General features: G+C 69.0%; 27 protein-coding genes. 26 read left to right on the top strand and 1 reads right to left on the bottom strand.

The features are described 5' to 3' along the window. Nucleotides 1-288 precede the first annotated feature (288 nt). The 24 genes from rpsJ to map all read left to right on the top strand — a co-directional run bounded on the left by rpsJ (nucleotide 289) and on the right by map (nucleotide 13,420). Nucleotides 289-597, top strand: coding sequence for a 30S ribosomal protein S10 (gene rpsJ, locus ESZ52_RS14540; RefSeq protein WP_006502853.1), 309 nt, complete (start codon nucleotides 289-291; stop codon nucleotides 595-597). A gap of 13 nt (nucleotides 598-610) precedes the next feature. Next, the gene (gene rplC, locus ESZ52_RS14535) at nucleotides 611-1,267 is read left to right on the top strand and encodes a 50S ribosomal protein L3 (RefSeq protein ID WP_181010026.1); all 657 of its coding nucleotides are present in this window, start codon (nucleotides 611-613) and stop codon (nucleotides 1,265-1,267) included. 7 nt (nucleotides 1,268-1,274) lie between these two features. After that, nucleotides 1,275-1,946 carry a 50S ribosomal protein L4, sunset domain variant gene (gene rplD, locus ESZ52_RS14530; RefSeq protein WP_131105562.1) on the top strand — a complete coding sequence of 224 codons (672 nt, stop codon included), beginning with the start codon at nucleotides 1,275-1,277 and terminating at the stop codon, nucleotides 1,944-1,946. Further along, a complete protein-coding gene (gene rplW / locus ESZ52_RS14525) occupies nucleotides 1,943-2,251 on the top strand; it encodes a 50S ribosomal protein L23 (protein WP_131105561.1) in 309 nt (102 codons plus the stop codon). Before rplD ends, rplW begins: the two co-directional genes overlap by 4 nt. A 28-nt stretch (nucleotides 2,252-2,279) precedes the next feature. Next, on the top strand, nucleotides 2,280-3,116 hold the full coding sequence (rplB, locus tag ESZ52_RS14520) for a 50S ribosomal protein L2 (protein ID WP_131105560.1): 837 nt from the start codon (nucleotides 2,280-2,282) through the stop codon (nucleotides 3,114-3,116). 18 nt (nucleotides 3,117-3,134) lie between these two features. Further along, a complete protein-coding gene (rpsS, locus tag ESZ52_RS14515; RefSeq protein WP_097188198.1) occupies nucleotides 3,135-3,416 on the top strand; it encodes a 30S ribosomal protein S19 in 282 nt (93 codons plus the stop codon). Nucleotides 3,417-3,442: 26 nt separating this feature from the next. Further along, complete coding sequence (gene rplV, locus ESZ52_RS14510) at nucleotides 3,443-3,823, top strand: 50S ribosomal protein L22 (RefSeq protein ID WP_131106660.1); 381 nt, start codon at nucleotides 3,443-3,445, stop codon at nucleotides 3,821-3,823. Further along, on the top strand, nucleotides 3,823-4,650 hold the full coding sequence (gene rpsC, locus ESZ52_RS14505; protein ID WP_131105559.1) for a 30S ribosomal protein S3: 828 nt from the start codon (nucleotides 3,823-3,825) through the stop codon (nucleotides 4,648-4,650). The genes rplV and rpsC overlap by 1 nt, the downstream gene beginning before the upstream one ends. After that, nucleotides 4,650-5,069: a 50S ribosomal protein L16 gene (gene rplP / locus ESZ52_RS14500; RefSeq protein WP_131105558.1), complete on the top strand. Its 420-nt coding sequence runs from the start codon at nucleotides 4,650-4,652 to the stop codon at nucleotides 5,067-5,069. The genes rpsC and rplP overlap by 1 nt, the downstream gene beginning before the upstream one ends. Then, nucleotides 5,069-5,350: a 50S ribosomal protein L29 gene (rpmC, locus tag ESZ52_RS14495; protein ID WP_131105557.1), complete on the top strand. Its 282-nt coding sequence runs from the start codon at nucleotides 5,069-5,071 to the stop codon at nucleotides 5,348-5,350. Before rplP ends, rpmC begins: the two co-directional genes overlap by 1 nt. Nucleotides 5,351-5,352: 2 nt before the next feature. Further along, nucleotides 5,353-5,736: a 30S ribosomal protein S17 gene (gene rpsQ / locus ESZ52_RS19775; RefSeq protein WP_131105556.1), complete on the top strand. Its 384-nt coding sequence runs from the start codon at nucleotides 5,353-5,355 to the stop codon at nucleotides 5,734-5,736. 183 nt (nucleotides 5,737-5,919) lie between these two features. Continuing rightward, on the top strand, nucleotides 5,920-6,288 hold the full coding sequence (gene rplN, locus ESZ52_RS14485; protein WP_131105555.1) for a 50S ribosomal protein L14: 369 nt from the start codon (nucleotides 5,920-5,922) through the stop codon (nucleotides 6,286-6,288). Between the two features lie 3 nt (nucleotides 6,289-6,291). Then, nucleotides 6,292-6,636: a 50S ribosomal protein L24 gene (rplX, locus tag ESZ52_RS14480; protein ID WP_238154614.1), complete on the top strand. Its 345-nt coding sequence runs from the start codon at nucleotides 6,292-6,294 to the stop codon at nucleotides 6,634-6,636. A 2-nt stretch (nucleotides 6,637-6,638) separates the two neighbouring features. After that, nucleotides 6,639-7,241, top strand: a complete 603-nt coding sequence (rplE, locus tag ESZ52_RS14475; RefSeq protein WP_131105554.1) for a 50S ribosomal protein L5 — start codon at nucleotides 6,639-6,641, stop codon at nucleotides 7,239-7,241. A gap of 4 nt (nucleotides 7,242-7,245) precedes the next feature. Continuing rightward, nucleotides 7,246-7,431 carry a type Z 30S ribosomal protein S14 gene (locus ESZ52_RS14470; protein ID WP_131105553.1) on the top strand — a complete coding sequence of 62 codons (186 nt, stop codon included), beginning with the start codon at nucleotides 7,246-7,248 and terminating at the stop codon, nucleotides 7,429-7,431. Nucleotides 7,432-7,555: 124 nt separating this feature from the next. Beyond that, nucleotides 7,556-7,954 (top strand): 30S ribosomal protein S8, encoded by a 399-nt coding sequence (gene rpsH / locus ESZ52_RS14465; RefSeq protein WP_131105552.1) that lies wholly within the window; start codon nucleotides 7,556-7,558, stop codon nucleotides 7,952-7,954. A gap of 22 nt (nucleotides 7,955-7,976) precedes the next feature. Then, complete coding sequence (gene rplF, locus ESZ52_RS14460) at nucleotides 7,977-8,516, top strand: 50S ribosomal protein L6 (RefSeq protein WP_131105551.1); 540 nt, start codon at nucleotides 7,977-7,979, stop codon at nucleotides 8,514-8,516. 3 nt (nucleotides 8,517-8,519) lie between these two features. Next, complete coding sequence (rplR, locus tag ESZ52_RS14455) at nucleotides 8,520-8,894, top strand: 50S ribosomal protein L18 (RefSeq protein WP_131105550.1); 375 nt, start codon at nucleotides 8,520-8,522, stop codon at nucleotides 8,892-8,894. Between the two features lie 27 nt (nucleotides 8,895-8,921). Beyond that, nucleotides 8,922-9,593, top strand: a complete 672-nt coding sequence (rpsE, locus tag ESZ52_RS14450) for a 30S ribosomal protein S5 (RefSeq protein ID WP_131105549.1) — start codon at nucleotides 8,922-8,924, stop codon at nucleotides 9,591-9,593. Then, nucleotides 9,593-9,775 (top strand): 50S ribosomal protein L30, encoded by a 183-nt coding sequence (gene rpmD / locus ESZ52_RS14445; RefSeq protein ID WP_131105548.1) that lies wholly within the window; start codon nucleotides 9,593-9,595, stop codon nucleotides 9,773-9,775. Before rpsE ends, rpmD begins: the two co-directional genes overlap by 1 nt. A gap of 2 nt (nucleotides 9,776-9,777) precedes the next feature. Beyond that, nucleotides 9,778-10,266: a 50S ribosomal protein L15 gene (rplO, locus tag ESZ52_RS14440; protein ID WP_131105547.1), complete on the top strand. Its 489-nt coding sequence runs from the start codon at nucleotides 9,778-9,780 to the stop codon at nucleotides 10,264-10,266. Nucleotides 10,267-10,551: 285 nt separating this feature from the next. Next, complete coding sequence (gene secY, locus ESZ52_RS14435) at nucleotides 10,552-11,877, top strand: preprotein translocase subunit SecY (RefSeq protein WP_131105546.1); 1,326 nt, start codon at nucleotides 10,552-10,554, stop codon at nucleotides 11,875-11,877. Further along, complete coding sequence (locus tag ESZ52_RS14430) at nucleotides 11,877-12,536, top strand: adenylate kinase (protein ID WP_131105545.1); 660 nt, start codon at nucleotides 11,877-11,879, stop codon at nucleotides 12,534-12,536. The genes secY and ESZ52_RS14430 overlap by 1 nt, the downstream gene beginning before the upstream one ends. An 11-nt stretch (nucleotides 12,537-12,547) precedes the next feature. Further along, nucleotides 12,548-13,420: a type I methionyl aminopeptidase gene (map, locus tag ESZ52_RS14425; RefSeq protein WP_131105544.1), complete on the top strand. Its 873-nt coding sequence runs from the start codon at nucleotides 12,548-12,550 to the stop codon at nucleotides 13,418-13,420. Nucleotides 13,421-13,569: 149 nt separating this feature from the next. On the opposite strand, the gene ESZ52_RS14420 is transcribed toward map, so the two are convergent. Further along, complete coding sequence (locus ESZ52_RS14420; RefSeq protein ID WP_131105543.1) at nucleotides 13,570-14,556, bottom strand: type IV toxin-antitoxin system AbiEi family antitoxin domain-containing protein; 987 nt, start codon at nucleotides 14,554-14,556, stop codon at nucleotides 13,570-13,572. 368 nt (nucleotides 14,557-14,924) lie between these two features. On the opposite strand from ESZ52_RS14420, the gene infA reads away from it, so the two are divergent. Both infA and rpmJ read left to right on the top strand, forming a co-directional pair. Then, entirely contained in the window at nucleotides 14,925-15,146 is a 222-nt protein-coding gene (gene infA / locus ESZ52_RS14415; protein WP_022925313.1) for a translation initiation factor IF-1, read from the top strand. A gap of 99 nt (nucleotides 15,147-15,245) precedes the next feature. After that, on the top strand, nucleotides 15,246-15,359 hold the full coding sequence (gene rpmJ, locus ESZ52_RS14410) for a 50S ribosomal protein L36 (protein WP_010148647.1): 114 nt from the start codon (nucleotides 15,246-15,248) through the stop codon (nucleotides 15,357-15,359). Nucleotides 15,360-15,573 lie beyond the last annotated feature (214 nt).

Raw genomic sequence — 15,573 nt, 5'->3', positions numbered from 1 at the left:
ACGCGTGGTGTGCATCCGAGTGCGCGCCGCCGGCCGTCCGGCACGCCCCAGCACGAGCTGGCTGATCCGGGTCTCACCCGGGCCGGTCGGACGAACGGGGCGGGCGACGGCAGCGCAAGCCCCGGCACCGGCCGGGCACGGACACCGCCGATGACGAGAAGGTCTGTCATCAGCCGCGTCCGCGGAGAGGGCGACACGCCCGACCGCGGGGGTCGGAGGAATCCGAGCCAGGCAGGGACGGTAACCACGAATGTTCCAGCAGGACGACGAGAGAGAGTCAGACAAGCGATGGCGGGACAGAAGATCCGCATCCGGCTGAAGTCTTATGACCACGAGGTCATCGACAGCTCGGCGCGCAAAATTGTCGACACGGTGACCCGTGCCGGCGCCACGGTGGTCGGCCCGGTGCCGCTCCCGACGGAGAAGAACGTCTTCGTCGTCATCCGGTCGCCTCACAAGTACAAGGACAGCCGCGAGCACTTCGAGATGCGCACGCACAAGCGCCTGATCGACATCGTCGACCCCACCCCCAAGGCGGTCGACTCGTTGATGCGTCTCGACCTGCCGGCCGACGTCAACATCGAGATCAAGCTGTAAGGACCACAGACCAATGACTGCTACGACAGAGCGCAGCGTCAAGGGCATCCTCGGCGAAAAGCTCGGCATGACCCAGGTGTGGGACGCGGACAACCGCCTCGTCCCCGTCACCGTGATCAAGGCCGGGCCGGCCGTCGTGACCCAGTTGCGCAACGCCGAGACCGACGGGTACAACGCGGTGCAGATCGCCTTCGGTGCGATCGACCCCCGCAAGGTCACCCAGCCGCTGAAGGGCCACTTCGCCAAGGTGGGGGTCACCCCCCGCCGCCACGTGGTGGAGCTGCGCACCGCCGACGCCGAGACCTACGAGCTGGGCCAGGAGATCACGGCTGACGTCTTCGAGGACGGCCAGACGGTCGACGTCACCGGCACCACCAAGGGCAAGGGCTTCGCCGGTGTGATGAAGCGCCACAACTTCGCCGGTGTCTCGGCCTCGCACGGCTCCCACCGCAACCACCGCAAGCCCGGTTCCATCGGCGGCGCCTCCACCCCCGGCCGCGTGTTCAAGGGCATGCGGATGGCGGGCCGGATGGGCGGCGTGCGCCAGACCACCCCGAACCTGACCGTCCACGCCGTGGACGCCGAGAAGGGCCTACTGCTGATCAAGGGTGCCGTCCCCGGCCCCCGAGGCAGCGTCGTCCTCGTGCGCACGGCCGCGAAGGGTGCGTGAGCCTCCTATGTCACTTCCCACCATCTCCGTACACACGCCCACCGGCGGTGACGCCGGCACCGTGGACCTGCCCGCCGAGATCTTCGACGTGCAGACCAACGTGCCGCTGATCCACCAGGTCGTCGTGGCCCAGCTGGCCGCGGCCCGCCAGGGCACCCACTCGACCAAGACCCGCGGCGAGGTCCGTGGCGGTGGGCGCAAGCCGTACCGCCAGAAGGGCACCGGCCGCGCCCGCCAGGGCTCGACCCGCGCCCCGCAGTTCGCCGGCGGTGGCGTCGTCCACGGCCCGCAGCCGCGCGACTACAGCCAGCGGACCCCCAAGAAGATGAAGGCCGCCGCCCTGCGCGGTGCCCTCTCCGACCGGGCCCGCCACGGCCGCATCCACGTCCTCAGCGCACTGGTCGAGGGGGACACCCCCTCCACCAAGACCGCCTGGACCGCGATCGCCGCCCTGTCCGACCGGCCCAACTTCCTCGTGGTCCTGGACCGCGCGGACGAGGTCGGCCTGCGCAGCGTGCGCAACCTGGAGCAGGTGCACGTGCTGTTCGCCGACCAGCTGAACACCTACGACGTGCTCTGCGCCGACGACGTGGTCTTCACCGAGGCCGCCCTGGACGCCTACCTGTCTGGTGCGCGCGGGACCCGCGCCACCACCCAGGCCGAGGAGGAGAGCAAGTGAGCACCGCAGCCTTCAACACCAGCAAGGACCCGCGCGACATCTTGCTCTCGCCGGTCGTCTCCGAGAAGTCCTACGCGCTGCTCGACCAGGGCAAGTACACCTTCGTGGTGGACCCCCGGTCGAACAAGTCCGAGATCAAGCGGGCCGTGGAGAGCATCTTCGGGGTCAAGGTCGAGTCGGTCCACACCCTCAACCGGCCGGGCAAGACCCGTCGGACCCGCTTCGGCACGGGCAAGCGCAAGGACACCAAGCGCGCCATCGTGACGCTGCGCGAGGGCACCATCGACATCTTCGGCACGCTCTGAGCCTGGACGAGTAGAGGAACTTTTAGACATGGCTATTCGCAAGTACAAGCCGACGACGCCTGGGCGTCGCGGCAGCAGCGTGGCCGACTTCGTCGAGGTGACCCGCACCACCCCGGAGAAGTCGCTGGTCAAGCCGCTGTCCAAGTCTGGTGGCCGCAACGCCTCCGGGCGCATCACCACCCGGCATATCGGTGGCGGGCACAAGCGTGCCTACCGCGTCATCGACTTCCGCCGGGCGGACAAGGACGGCGTCAACGCCAAGGTCGCGCACATCGAGTACGACCCCAACCGGACGGCACGCATCGCGCTGCTGCACTACACCGACGGCGAGAAGCGTTACATCATCGCGCCGAACCGGCTCAAGCAGGGCGACGTGGTCGAGAACGGCCCATCCGCGGACATCAAGGTGGGCAACAACCTGCCGCTGCGCAACATCCCGGTCGGTACGGTCGTGCACGCGATCGAGCTGCGCCCCGGCGGTGGAGCCAAGATCGCCCGCTCCGCCGGCGCCCGCGTGCAGCTGGTCGCCAAGGAGGGCGCGATGGCTCAGCTGCGCATGCCCTCCGGTGAGATCCGCAACGTCGACGCACGCTGCCGCGCCACGATCGGCGAGGTCGGCAACGCCGAGCAGAGCAACATCAACTGGGGCAAGGCCGGCCGCATGCGCTGGAAGGGCAAGCGCCCCAGCGTGCGTGGTGTGGTGATGAACCCGATCGACCACCCGCACGGTGGTGGCGAGGGCCGCACCTCCGGTGGGCGTCACCCGGTGAGCCCCTGGGGCCAGAAAGAAGGCCGCACCCGTAAGCCCAACAAGCCGAGCGACAACCTCATCGTGCGTCGTCGCCGGACCGGCAAGAAGCGCTGAGCAGGGAGTTAGACAACAATGCCTCGCAGCCTGAAGAAGGGCCCGTTCGTCGATGACCACCTCGTCAAGAAGGTGGACGCGCAGAACGAGGCCGGCACCAAGAACGTCATCAAGACCTGGTCCCGCCGGTCGATGATCACCCCCGACATGCTCGGCCACACCCTGGCCGTGCACGACGGCCGCAAGCACGTCCCGGTCTTCGTGACCGAGTCGATGGTCGGCCACAAGCTCGGTGAGTTCGCTCCGACCCGCACGTTCAAGGGTCACGAGAAGGACGACAAGAAGGGTCGCCGTCGCTGATGACTACCCAGACCGAAGGAAACACCATGGAAGCCAAGGCCGTGGCGCGGTACGTCCGCGTGACGCCGATGAAGTCCCGGCGCGTCGTGGACCTCATCCGGGGCAAGTCCGTCCCGGAGGCGCAGGCGTTGATGCGGTTCGCCCCGCAGAGCGCCAGCGAGCCGGTGCTCAAGGTCCTCAACAGCGCGGTGGCCAACGCCCGTTTCGCCGCGGACCAGCACGGCACCGCCTTCGACGAGGCGGACCTGTTCGTCCAGGAGGCGTTCGTCGACGAGGGCCCCACCATGAAGCGGTTCCGGCCGCGCGCCCAGGGCCGCGCCAGCCGCATCAACAAGCGCACGAGCCACATCACCGTGGTGCTCGCTGAGCGTCCCCGCAAGACCACCGCCAAGGGAGGTGCCCGCTGATGGGGCAGAAGATCAACCCGAACGGCTACCGCCTCGGCATCACCACCGACCACCGCAGCCGCTGGTTCGCCGACTCGACCAAGCCGGGTCAGCGTTACCGCGACTACGTCAAGGAGGATGTCGCGATCCGCGAGCTCCTCTCCACCGGCATGGACCGCGCCGGCATCTCCAAGGTCGAGATCGAGCGCACCCGTGACCGGGTCCGCGTCGACATCCACACCGCCCGGCCGGGCATCGTCATCGGCCGTCGCGGCGCGGAGGCCGACCGCCTGCGCAGCGCGCTGGAGAAGCTGACCGCCAAGCAGGTCCAGCTGAACATCCTCGAGGTGAAGAACCCCGAGGTGGACGCCCAGCTGGTCGCCCAGGGCATCGCCGAGCAGCTCGCCGCCCGCGTCACCTTCCGGCGCGCGATGCGCAAGGGTATGCAGTCCGCGCTGCGCGCCGGTGCCAAGGGCATCCGGATCCAGTGCTCCGGTCGTCTCGGCGGCGCCGAGATGTCCCGGTCGGAGTTCTACCGCGAGGGCCGCGTGCCGCTGCACACCCTGCGCGCGAACATCGACTACGGCTTCTACGAGGCCAAGACCACCTTCGGCCGGATCGGCGTGAAGGTCTGGATCTACAAGGGTGACCTGACCGCCAAGGAGCTGGCCCGCGAAGAGGCCCAGTCCGCCGGCAGCCGTGGCGACCGCCGCGGCGGTCGTGGGGACCGTGGCCCGCGCGCTGAGCGTGGCGAGCGTCGCGGCCGTGCGCCGCGTCGCGACGAGGCCCCGGCCTCCGGTGCTCCGGCCGCCGCCGCTCCTGCTACCACCGAGGGAGAGCAGTCCTGATGTTGATTCCCCGTCGCGTCAAGCACCGCAAGCAGCACCACCCCGGCCGCTCCGGCATGGCCAAGGGCGGCACCGCGCTGGCGTTCGGTGACTACGGCATCCAGGCGCTCGCGCCGGCCTACATCACCAACCGGCAGATCGAGTCCGCGCGTATCGCGATGACCCGCTACATCAAGCGTGGTGGCAAGGTGTGGATCAACATCTACCCCGACCGCCCGCTGACCAAGAAGCCGGCCGAGACCCGCATGGGTTCGGGTAAGGGCTCCCCCGAGTGGTGGGTGGCCAACGTCAAGCCCGGACGCGTCATGTTCGAGCTCTCCGGCGTCACCGAGGAGGTCGCTCGCGAGGCCATGCGCCTGGCGCAGCACAAGCTCCCCATGAAGACCCGTTTCGTCACGCGTGAGGGTGGTGACATCTGATGGCAGTCGGTTCCAAGAACCTGACCCCCGAGCAGCTGCGCGGTCTCGAGGACGGTCCGCTCGCGGACGCCCTGGTCGAGGCCAAGAAGGAGCTGTTCAACCTGCGCTTCCAGTCGGCCACCGGCCAGCTGGAGAGCCACGGCCGCCTGCGCGCGGTCAAGAAGGACATCGCGCGCATCTACACCGAGATGCGCGAGCGTGAGCTCGGTATCGGCCGGGCCCCCCAGGGCGCCGATGACAGCGCCGAAGCGAGCGCGGACGAGAACGAGAAGGTGGGCTGAGGATGAGCCAGAACACGACCGAGAACCCCGAGGTCGAGGTGGACTCGCAGGAGACCGCAGCCACCGAGACTTCCACCGAGACCAGCACCCACGTCGCGCACGAGGCCAGCGAGGCTTCGCTGGGCCACGGCGGCGACCGTAACTACCGCAAGACCCGCCAGGGTTACGTGGTCAGCGACAAGATGGACAAGACCATCACCGTCATGGTGGAGGACCGCGTCAAGCACGCGCTGTACGGCAAGGTCCTGCGCCGCAGCGAGAAGGTCAAGGTGCACGACGAGGCCAACGCGGCCGGCGTCGGTGACCGCGTCCTGATCATGGAGACCCGCCCGCTGAGCGCCACCAAGCGCTGGCGTCTGGTGGACATCCTGGAGAAGGCCAAGTAACACCTCGCCCGGGGGCTTCGCCCCCGGGTACCCCCCACCGGAGGGCTCCGCCCCCCGGACCCACCGACAGGCTGGGGCGAGGGGCACGAACACACCGGCATAACGCCATACCAATCCACGACGTTCGGCAAGGCTCGCCCCGGTCACCGGGACGAGAACCCGCCGGCAGTAGGAGAACGAACTGTGATCCAGCAGGAGTCGCGACTGCGCGTCGCCGACAACACCGGTGCCAAGGAGATCCTGTGCATCCGCGTGCTCGGCGGTTCCGGCCGCCGCTACGCGGGCATCGGTGACACCATCGTGGCGACCGTGAAGGACGCCATCCCCGGCGGCAACGTCAAGAAGGGCGACGTCGTCAAGGCTGTCATCGTGCGCACCAAGAAGGAGCGCCGTCGCCCCGACGGTAGCTACATCCGTTTTGACGAGAATGCCGCGGTCATCCTCAAGACCGACGGTGACCCCCGCGGCACCCGTATCTTCGGCCCGGTGGGTCGTGAGCTGCGCGACAAGCGATTCATGAAGATCGTTTCGCTCGCGCCGGAGGTGATCTGAGCCATGGCGAAGATGAAGATCAAGAAGAATGACCTCGTGCAGGTCATCGCCGGCAAGGACAAGGGTCTGCAGGGTCGCGTCATCGCGGTCTACCGCGAGACCGACCGCGTCCTGGTCGAGGGTGTCAACCGCATCACCAAGCACACCCGTGCCGGTGGCGACCGTGGTGTGAACACCGGCGGCATCCAGGTCCAGGAGGCCCCCATCCACGTGTCCAACGTGATGGTGGTCGACCCGGAGACCAAGACGCCGACCCGGACCAGGACCCGCGTCGAGACCGTCGAGCGCGATGGCCGCAACAAGACTGTGCGCACCCGCGTCGCGGTGCGCTCGGGTAAGGACCTGTGAGCATGACCGAGACGATCAGCCCCGAGACGGGCACCGAGACGAGCACCCACGGCACGCCTGCCGCCCCGCGGCTCAAGGCGCGCTACCACGAGGAGATCAAGCCCGCCCTGCAGGCCGAGTTCGGCCACGGCAACGTGATGCAGGTCCCCGGCCTGGTCAAGATCACGGTGAACATGGGTGTCGGCGAGGCCGCTCGCGACAGCAAGCTCATCGAGGGCGCCATCCGCGACCTGGCCACCATCACCGGCCAGAAGCCGGCGGTCACCAAGGCCCGCAAGTCCATCGCGCAGTTCAAGCTGCGCGAGGGCATGCCGATCGGTGCACACGTCACCCTGCGCGGCGACCGGATGTGGGAGTTCCTGGACCGCCTGCTGTCCCTGGCGCTGCCCCGTATCCGTGACTTCCGCGGCCTCTCGCCGCGGCAGTTCGACGGCAACGGCAACTACACCTTCGGTCTCAACGAGCAGTCCATGTTCCACGAGATCGACCAGGACAAGATCGACCGGGTCCGCGGCATGGACATCACGGTCGTCACCACCGCGAAGAACGACGACGAGGGCCGGGCGCTGCTGAAGCGTCTGGGCTTCCCGTTCAAGGAGAACTGAGCCGATGGCGAAGACCGCTCTGATCAACAAGGCCAACCGCAAGCCGAAGTTCAAGGTTCGTGGCTACACCCGCTGCCAGCGCTGCGGCCGTCCGCACTCGGTCTACCGCAAGTTCGGCCTGTGCCGGATCTGCCTGCGGGAGATGGCCCACCGCGGCGAGCTGCCCGGCGTGACCAAGTCCAGCTGGTGAGCAGCCTGCTGCGCGCACGGCATACCCACCCCACCACCGAAGCCAGAACCATCCTGACCATCGAAGGTCGCCCGGGCCCTGAGGGTCCCGGGGGAAACCGCGATGAGAAAGGGCACGAAGCCCCATGACCATGACCGACCCGATCGCGGACATGCTGACGCGGATCCGGAACGCCAACTCGGCGCACAAGGACCAGGTCTCCATGCCGTACTCCAAGCTGAAGGCGAACATCGCCGACATCCTCAAGGCGGAGGGCTACATCGCCTCCTGGACCACGCAGGACGCCGAGGTCGGCAGCACGCTGACCATCGACCTGAAGTACGGTCCGAACCGCGAGCGTTCGATCGCGGGCGTGCGCCGGGTGTCCAAGCCCGGCCTGCGCGTCTACGCGAAGTCCACCAACCTGCCCCGCGTGCTGGGCGGCCTGGGCGTGGCGATCATCTCCACGTCCTCCGGCCTGCTCACCGACCGCCAGGCAGCCGCCAAGGGCGTCGGCGGCGAAGTGCTCGCCTACGTCTGGTGACCTGGAAGGAGCTGAACTAGATATGTCTCGTATTGGACGACTTCCGATCACCATCCCCTCCGGTGTGGACGTGGCCATCGACGGCGCGACCGTCACGGTCAAGGGGCCCAAGGGCCAGCTGGCGCTGAACGTGGCCCAGCCCATCTCCGTCGGCAAGGGCGAGGACGGCACCGTGCAGGTCAGCCGGCCCAACGACGAGCGCGAGTCCCGCGCCCGCCACGGTCTGACCCGCAGCCTCATCGCCAACATGGTCGAGGGTGTGACCAACGGTTACACCAAGAAGCTGGAGATCCACGGCACCGGTTACCGCGTGGTGGCCAAGGGCAGCGACCTGGAGTTCGCGCTCGGCTACAGCCACCCCATCACGATCAAGGCCCCGGAGGGCATCACCTTCCAGGTCGAGAACCCCACCCGGTTCTCGATCACGGGCATCGACAAGCAGCAGGTCGGCGAGGTCGCTGCGAACATCCGCAAGCTGCGTAAGCCCGACCCGTACAAGGGCAAGGGCGTGCGCTACGAGGGTGAGCACATCCGCCGCAAGGTCGGAAAGGCTGGTAAGTAAGCCATGGCACAGATCGTCAAGCGCTCCAAGACCAAGGTTGCGGCCCGTCAGCGGCGGCACCTGCGGCTGCGCAAGAAGGTCACCGGCACCCCGGCGCGTCCGCGCCTGGTGGTCAACCGGTCCTCGCGCCACGTCTTCGTCCAGCTGGTCGACGACACCGAGAGCAAGACGCTCGCGTCCGCGTCCACCATGGAGGCAGACCTGCGCGCGCTCGAGGGCGACAAGACGGCCAAGGCCAAGCGCGTGGGCGAGCTGCTCGCCGAGCGCGCCAAGGCCCTGGGCGTGGACACCGCCGTGTTCGACCGGGGTGGCAACCGCTACGCCGGCCGCGTGGCTGCGATCGCGGAGGGCGCCCGCGAGGGCGGCCTGTCGCTGTAATCCGACAAGGAAAGAGGAACCATTCCTATGGCTGGTGACTTCCAGCGCCGCGGCACCGGTGACACAGCGTCCGCCGGTGGCGCCCGCGACAACCGTCGGGGCGGCCGCGACAGCAACAGCAACGACCGCCGCGACAGGTCTTCTGGCCGCGGCCGTGAAGACGACCGCAACCAGTACCTGGAGCGCGTCGTGACCATCAACCGGGTGGCCAAGGTCGTCAAGGGTGGCCGCCGCTTCAGCTTCACCGCGCTCGTCGTGGTGGGTGACGGCGACGGCACCGTCGGCGTCGGCTACGGCAAGGCCAAGGAGGTGCCCGCGGCCATCGCCAAGGGCGTGGAGGAGGCGAAGAAGAACTTCTTCCGCGTCCCCCGCATCGCCGGCACCATCCCGCACCCCATCCAGGGTGAGAAGGCGGCAGGCGTCGTCATGCTCAAGCCGGCCAGCCCGGGTACCGGTGTCATCGCCGGTGGCCCGGTGCGCGCCGTGCTCGAGTGCGCCGGCATCCACGACGTGCTGAGCAAGTCGCTCGGCTCCAGCAACTCCATCAACATCGTGCACGCCACGGTGGCCGCCCTGAAGGGCCTGGAGCAGCCGGAGGCGGTCGCCGCCCGTCGGGGTATGTCGCTGGAGCACGTGGCCCCGGCCGCGATGCTGCGGGCCCGCGCCGCCGCGGCGGCCGAGGCGAAGGCGGGTGCCTGATGGCCAAGCTCAAGGTGACCCAGATCAAGTCCACCGTGGGGACCAAGCACATGCACCGGGAGACCGTGCGCAGCCTGGGCCTGAAGCGGATCGGTGACACCGTCATCAAGGAGGACCGCCCCGAGTTCCGGGGTATGGTCCGCACGGTCGCCCACCTGGTGACCGTCGAGGAGGTTGACTGACCATGAGTGAGCAGACTTCTGCCACCGGCGCCGACAACACCCCCGGGCGCGCGCTGAAGGTGCACCACCTCCGGCCCGCCCCCGGCGCCAAGACCGCCAAGATCCGCGTCGGTCGCGGTGAGGGCGGTAAGCGGGGCAAGACCGCCGGGCGCGGCACCAAGGGCACCAGTGCCCGCTACCAGGTGCCCGCGACCTTCGAGGGCGGCCAGACCCCGATGCACATGCGGCTGCCCAAGCTGCGTGGCTTCAAGAACCGGTTCAAGACCACCTACCAGGTCGTGAACCTCGACACCCTCTCCGAGCTGTTCCCCGAGGGTGGCACCGTCACCCCCGCGGACCTGGTGGCCAAGGGCGCGGTCCGCAAGGGCCAGCCGGTCAAGGTCCTGGGCAACGGCGAGATCTCCGTGAAGGTCGACGTGACCGCAGACCGGTTCTCGACCTCCGCCCAGGAGAAGATCCAGGCCGCCGGCGGGACCGTCACGCAGGCCTGAGCAGCACCAACGCGGACTAGGCCCCGGGTCGCACGCGCGACCCGGGGCCTGTTCCGTCCCAGGCGGGCCCGCGCGTCCCGGCGCACCACGCCGGGTCGAGCCGCAGGTCCCGCACTGACGTCGGGCACGGCTTCGTGCCCGACATACCTGCACCACACACATTCGTCAGACACCGACGCTTACCGCCCCCACCGACGAGGGTGTTATCGTCATCCGGATCGATGCCCGCTCCCCGGTGCCCGTCTCGTGGACCGTGGCACCCAGGGGACCCACAGGAGGACCTGAATGCTCTCCGCCTTCGTGCGTGCGTTCAAGACGCCGGATCTTCGGACGAAGATCCTCTTCACGCTCGCGATCATGGCGATCTACCGGCTCGGGACACACATCCCCAGCCCGGGCGTCGACTACGGACTGGTCCAGCAGTGCCTCTCCAACGCCGAGCTCTCGGGCAACGTGCTGGGGATGGTCAACCTCTTCTCCGGCGGGGCGATGGTCCAGCTGTCGATCTTCGCGCTGGGGATCATGCCGTACATCACGGCGGCCATCATCACCCAGCTGCTCACCGTGGTCATCCCGCGGTTCGAGCAGCTGAAGAAGGAGGGCCAGGCCGGGCAGACCAAGATGACGCAGTACACCCGCTACATGACCATCGGTCTGGCGGTGCTGCAGGCATCCACCCTGGTCACCATCGCCCGTGAACCAGCGCGGCTGTTCGGCGGCACCTGCGCGCGCGTGCTCCAGGACGACGGGATCGGCACCATGCTGCTCATCGTGCTGACGATGACCGCCGGCACCGGGCTGATCATGTGGCTGGGCGAGCAGATCACCGAGCGCGGCGTCGGCAACGGTATGTCGCTGCTGATCTTCGTCTCCATCGCCGCCAGCTTCCCCGGCGCGCTGACCTCGATCTTCCAGCGCGACGTGATGACCTTCGTCCTCGTCATGCTGCTGGGCCTGGCGATCATGACCCTGGTCGTCTACGTCGAGCAGTCCCAGCGCCGGATCCCGGTGCAGTACGCCAAGCGGATGATCGGGCGGCGCCAGTACGGCGGGACCTCGACCTACATCCCGCTGAAGCTGAACATGGCCAACGTCATCCCGATCATCTTCGCCAGCTCGATCCTCATGCTGCCGATGCTGGTCGCCAACTTCAACCGGCCCGTGGCGGTGGGGGAGCAGGCGCCTGGCTGGGTCACCTTCGTCGACCGCTACCTGTCGATGGGGATGACCGGTCAGGGCACGCACTGGCTCTACATGGTCATCTACGTCGCGATGATCATCTTCTTCGCCTTCTTCTACACCTCGGTGACCTTCAACCCCACCGACGTCGCCGACAACATGAAGCGCTACGGCGGGTTCATCCCCGGCATCCGTGCCGGCCGGCCCACGGCGGAGTACCTGCAGTACGTCATCACCCGGATCACCACCCCCGGCTCGCTGTACCTGGCCGGGCTGGCGCTCATCCCGCTGATCGCCTTCAACGTCCTGCAGATCCAGGACTTCCCGCTGGGCGGCGCCTCCATCATCATCATCGTGGGCGTGGGTCTGCAGACCATCAAGCAGATCGAGTCCCAGCTCCAGCAGCACGACTACGAAGGGTTCCTCCGCTGATGCGTCTGATCATGCTCGGCCCTCCCGGTGCCGGTAAGGGCACCCAGGCAGCCCTCGTCGCCGACACCCACGGCATCCCGGCCATCTCCACCGGTGACATCTTCCGGGCGAACATCAAGGACGAGACGCCGCTGGGCCTGCAGGTCAAGGAGATCACCGCCTCCGGCGGCTACGTCCCCGACGAGATCACCAACGCGATCGTCAAGGACCGGCTGGCCCAGTCCGATGCGGCCATGGGCTTCCTGCTCGACGGCTACCCCCGGACCACCGGCCAGGTGGACGCCCTGGACGAGATGCTCGGCGACGCCGGGCGCCGGCTGGACGCCGTCATCGAGCTGACCGTCGACACCGACGAGGTCGTGCAGCGGCTCCTCACCCGGGCCCAGGAGCAGGGCCGGGCCGACGACACCGAAGACGTCATCCGCGCGCGCATGCGCATCTACGCCGAGGAGACCGCGCCGCTGGCCGCCGTCTACCGCGAGCGGGGCCTGCTGCACGAGGTCGACGGCATGGGCTCGGTCAAGGAGGTCAACGCCCGCATCGAGCAGGCGCTGTCCGCGGCGATACAGGCCCGGTCGACCGAGGGCAGGGTCGGGCGTCCGGCCGAGGGCCACGTGGCGCCGCCGGCCGGTCCGGTCGACGGCCACGACGACCGCTGACCCGGCCGACCATGTCGATCTTCCGCCGCGGACCCCGCATCGAGTCCAAGACCGACGACCAGCTGCGCGCCATGCGCCGCGCCGGGCTCGTCGTCGCCGACACCCTGGCCCTGGCCCGTGAGCGTGCCGTCGCCGGCACCACCACCCGAGAGCTGGACGCGGCCGCCGAGGACGCGATCCGCGGCGCCGGCGCCGTGCCCAGCTTCCTGGGCTACCACGGCTTCACCGGCAGCCTGTGCATCTCGGTGAACGACGAGGTCGTCCACGGCGTCCCCGGCGACCGGGTGCTGCAGGACGGTGACCTCGTGTCCATCGACTGCGGCGCCATCGTCGACGGCTGGCACGGCGACGCGGCGATCACCCTCGTCGTCGGCGGCCGTGAGCGGGGGAGCGCGGCCGACCTCGCGCTGATGGACGACACCGAGGCCTCGCTCTGGGACGGGCTGGCCGCCCTGCGCGTCGGCGGCCGGCTCTTCGCGGTGGGGGACGCCGTGGAGGACAGTGTCCAGGCGGCGCTGGAACGGCGTCGTGCCGAAGGTGCCCCCGTGCACGAGTACGGCATCCTGGAGGAGTTCGTCGGCCACGGCATCGGGCGCCAGATGCACATGGACCCGCACGTGCCCAACTACGGCGTCGCCGCGAAGGGGCCCCTGGTCCCCGGCGGCGCCACCTTCGCCGTCGAGCCGATGGTCACCCTGGGCACGATCCAGACCCGCACCCTCGACGACGAGTGGACCGTCATCACCACCGACGGCAGCCACGCCGCCCACTGGGAGCACACCGTCGCGGTCACCGACGCCGGCCTGTGGGTGCTCACCGCCCACGACGGCGGCGAGGCCCAGCTGACGGCCCGCGGCGCCCCCTTCGCCCCGCTCGCCGACTGAGTCGTCCCCACCTGTCGCTCGCGACACACCCAGATCCGGTATGTCATGGGTGAGCCGGTTCGTTCCGGCTCACCCATGACGAAGCGGCCGGAGGTGTGACTCGTGCGTCGGCTGGGACTCCGACCCCCCGCTCGGGTCGGTCCGTCTCGCTAGCGCCGCCCTCCGCGGGCCCGCTCGTGCCTGGCGATCAGGTCACGGCGAGCGGTGCGCGCCGCCAGGTCGACCTCGCGGCGCACCTTCTCCTGGTCGAAGAGCTCGGCCCACACCACCCTGGCGACGCCATAGCCGAGCTTGCGGATCCTGCGCTCGCGGGCTCGTTCGGCCAGGACCGCGTCTGAGGGGCTGAGCCCGTCGCCCAGGCGACCCTGGTACTTCACCCTGCCGTCGAACTCCACGACGACACCGAGCTCGGGCAGGTAGAAGTCGACGTACCCGATGAGTCCCTGCTCGTCCCGCAGCGGGTGCTGTGCCACCACCCCGTAGCCCAGGGCCTGCAGGATCACCCGCAGCCACGACTCGCCGGGCGACTCCGCGGTCGGGTCCGCCGCCGCCAGCGCCCGACGTGCGCGTCCCACGCCGGCGACGTGGGCTGCGCGGCCAACCGCGTCCTCGAGGGATGTGCGGGTGCAGAAACCGCCACGCAACGCAGCGTCCATAGCCATCACCGCGGAGACCAGGGGGCCGAGCAGCGCCACACCGACCACCGCGACCTCGGGAGTGACCGTGGGGACCCCCGCACGCTCGATCAGGTATGCCGTCCCCGGGCACCGGTGCACGGTGAAGGCGTCGTGGCGACGCACGCTCCCGACGGGCATGGCATGGACGACATGGATCCGGTCCAGCGTCCTCTCAAGCACGGGCAGGCCCCAGACGACCGCGGCCGTGGCATGGCTGGCGGCCCAGGCACCGGGGCGCGAGCGCAGGATGGCCCGGGCTGCGAGCAGGTGACGCCCCGACTCGTGGTCCATCGCCGCCAACGCCGAGGTCAGCACGTAGGCGCCCCTCGCCACGCGCGTCAGCACCCCGGCACGGACGAGGGAGCGCAGGGTCTCCCGGTTGACGCCCAGAGCACTGGCCTCGGCGGTGGTCACCACCTGGCCGTGGCTGGCCAGGAACGCTGCGAGCTCGGGAGACATAGCGTCTACCGTGGCGCAGGCGGGCGGGGCCCCGCAGTGGCCGGCGCGCAGGCTGTGGACAAACGCGGAGCGAACGGAGCCGGCGGGGACCCGCGGCCGCGCCCGTGCCGCATACCCTGAGCCGGTTCGTCATGGGTGGGCCGGCAAGAACCGGCTCACCCATGACAGACCGGCATGAGGTGGGAGGGGAGAGACCGAGGGTCCTGCGGTAGTGCGGCGACACGGTCACAGCCGCCGCGGGTCGTGCCGGAGGAGAGCGGCAGACCGGGTACGCTGACGGATTGGCCTTGGGGGTTGATTCTCGCGTAGGATGGTGCGTCGGCCCCCGTGGGCTGATGGCAGTACTCGTCACGCGAAAAGTGGAGGACATGGCGAAGAAGGACGGCGTCATTGAGATCGAGGGCACAGTTGTCGAAGCCCTCCCGAACGCGAACTTCCGGGTTGAGCTGACCAACGGTCACGTTGTGCTGGCTCACATCTCCGGCAAGATGCGTCAGCACTACATCCGGATCCTCCCTGAGGACCGGGTGGTCGTGGAGCTCAGCCCGTACGACCTGACCCGCGGACGGATCGTCTTCCGCTACCGCTGACGAACGGGGCCGTCAGGCCCCAGCGGACCGGCCGGGCATGCCCGGGACGGTCCGCGTCGCACGACCACACCCGTACAGATCGACTCAAGGCAGGTTGCCATGAAGGTTCAGCCGAGCGTGAAGAAGATCTGCGACAAGTGCAAGGTGATCCGCCGTCACGGCCGGGTCATGGTGATCTGCGAGAACCTGCGCCACAAGCAGCGCCAGGGCTGAGCAGAGCGACCAGCACGCGTCGCAGAGCGCGACGAGCGCACCTCGACACACCGAGTCAGCATTGAGCTGACATGCAAGAGCTGTGGGGCGGTTCCCGCCCGGCAGTGCACGCACACAACTGAAGATCGTCACGACGTAGCACGCAACACCCGACCCCCGTCGACACGGGACGTCACCCCCGGCCGCGAGAGCCGGGGACCGCGGGCGCAGGCCC

It is taken from the genome of Ornithinimicrobium sufpigmenti (assembly GCF_004322775.1).
In the GTDB taxonomy this organism is placed as follows: domain Bacteria; phylum Actinomycetota; class Actinomycetes; order Actinomycetales; family Dermatophilaceae; genus Ornithinicoccus; species Ornithinicoccus sufpigmenti.
The sequence above is the reverse complement of the archived record's forward strand: the minus strand, read 5'-3'. Positions and strand labels throughout refer to the sequence as shown.

Excerpts from the sequence above, each read along its gene's own strand:
- rpsQ (WP_131105556.1), top strand. The coding sequence starts at position 5,353 with ATGAGCCAGAACACGACCGAGAACCCCGAGGTCGAGGTGGACTCGCAG.
- rplE (WP_131105554.1), top strand. The coding sequence starts at position 6,639 with ATGACCGAGACGATCAGCCCCGAGACGGGCACCGAGACGAGCACCCAC.
- secY (WP_131105546.1), top strand. The coding sequence starts at position 10,552 with ATGCTCTCCGCCTTCGTGCGTGCGTTCAAGACGCCGGATCTTCGGACG.
- rplV (WP_131106660.1), top strand. The coding sequence starts at position 3,443 with ATGGAAGCCAAGGCCGTGGCGCGGTACGTCCGCGTGACGCCGATGAAG.
- rpsC (WP_131105559.1), top strand. The coding sequence starts at position 3,823 with ATGGGGCAGAAGATCAACCCGAACGGCTACCGCCTCGGCATCACCACC.
- rpsS (WP_097188198.1), top strand. The coding sequence starts at position 3,135 with ATGCCTCGCAGCCTGAAGAAGGGCCCGTTCGTCGATGACCACCTCGTC.
- rplP (WP_131105558.1), top strand. The coding sequence starts at position 4,650 with ATGTTGATTCCCCGTCGCGTCAAGCACCGCAAGCAGCACCACCCCGGC.
- rpmC (WP_131105557.1), top strand. The coding sequence starts at position 5,069 with ATGGCAGTCGGTTCCAAGAACCTGACCCCCGAGCAGCTGCGCGGTCTC.
- rpmJ (WP_010148647.1), top strand. The coding sequence starts at position 15,246 with ATGAAGGTTCAGCCGAGCGTGAAGAAGATCTGCGACAAGTGCAAGGTG.
- rplB (WP_131105560.1), top strand. The coding sequence starts at position 2,280 with ATGGCTATTCGCAAGTACAAGCCGACGACGCCTGGGCGTCGCGGCAGC.
- rplF (WP_131105551.1), top strand. The coding sequence starts at position 7,977 with ATGTCTCGTATTGGACGACTTCCGATCACCATCCCCTCCGGTGTGGAC.
- rplX (WP_238154614.1), top strand. The coding sequence starts at position 6,292 with ATGGCGAAGATGAAGATCAAGAAGAATGACCTCGTGCAGGTCATCGCC.
- rpmD (WP_131105548.1), top strand. The coding sequence starts at position 9,593 with ATGGCCAAGCTCAAGGTGACCCAGATCAAGTCCACCGTGGGGACCAAG.
- rplR (WP_131105550.1), top strand. The coding sequence starts at position 8,520 with ATGGCACAGATCGTCAAGCGCTCCAAGACCAAGGTTGCGGCCCGTCAG.
- rpsE (WP_131105549.1), top strand. The coding sequence starts at position 8,922 with ATGGCTGGTGACTTCCAGCGCCGCGGCACCGGTGACACAGCGTCCGCC.
- ESZ52_RS14470 (WP_131105553.1), top strand. The coding sequence starts at position 7,246 with ATGGCGAAGACCGCTCTGATCAACAAGGCCAACCGCAAGCCGAAGTTC.
- rpsJ (WP_006502853.1), top strand. The coding sequence starts at position 289 with ATGGCGGGACAGAAGATCCGCATCCGGCTGAAGTCTTATGACCACGAG.
- infA (WP_022925313.1), top strand. The coding sequence starts at position 14,925 with ATGGCGAAGAAGGACGGCGTCATTGAGATCGAGGGCACAGTTGTCGAA.
- ESZ52_RS14430 (WP_131105545.1), top strand. The coding sequence starts at position 11,877 with ATGCGTCTGATCATGCTCGGCCCTCCCGGTGCCGGTAAGGGCACCCAG.
- rplO (WP_131105547.1), top strand. The coding sequence starts at position 9,778 with ATGAGTGAGCAGACTTCTGCCACCGGCGCCGACAACACCCCCGGGCGC.
- rpsH (WP_131105552.1), top strand. The coding sequence starts at position 7,556 with ATGACCATGACCGACCCGATCGCGGACATGCTGACGCGGATCCGGAAC.
- ESZ52_RS14420 (WP_131105543.1), bottom strand. The coding sequence starts at position 14,556 with ATGTCTCCCGAGCTCGCAGCGTTCCTGGCCAGCCACGGCCAGGTGGTG.
- rplD (WP_131105562.1), top strand. The coding sequence starts at position 1,275 with ATGTCACTTCCCACCATCTCCGTACACACGCCCACCGGCGGTGACGCC.
- map (WP_131105544.1), top strand. The coding sequence starts at position 12,548 with ATGTCGATCTTCCGCCGCGGACCCCGCATCGAGTCCAAGACCGACGAC.
- rplC (WP_181010026.1), top strand. The coding sequence starts at position 611 with ATGACTGCTACGACAGAGCGCAGCGTCAAGGGCATCCTCGGCGAAAAG.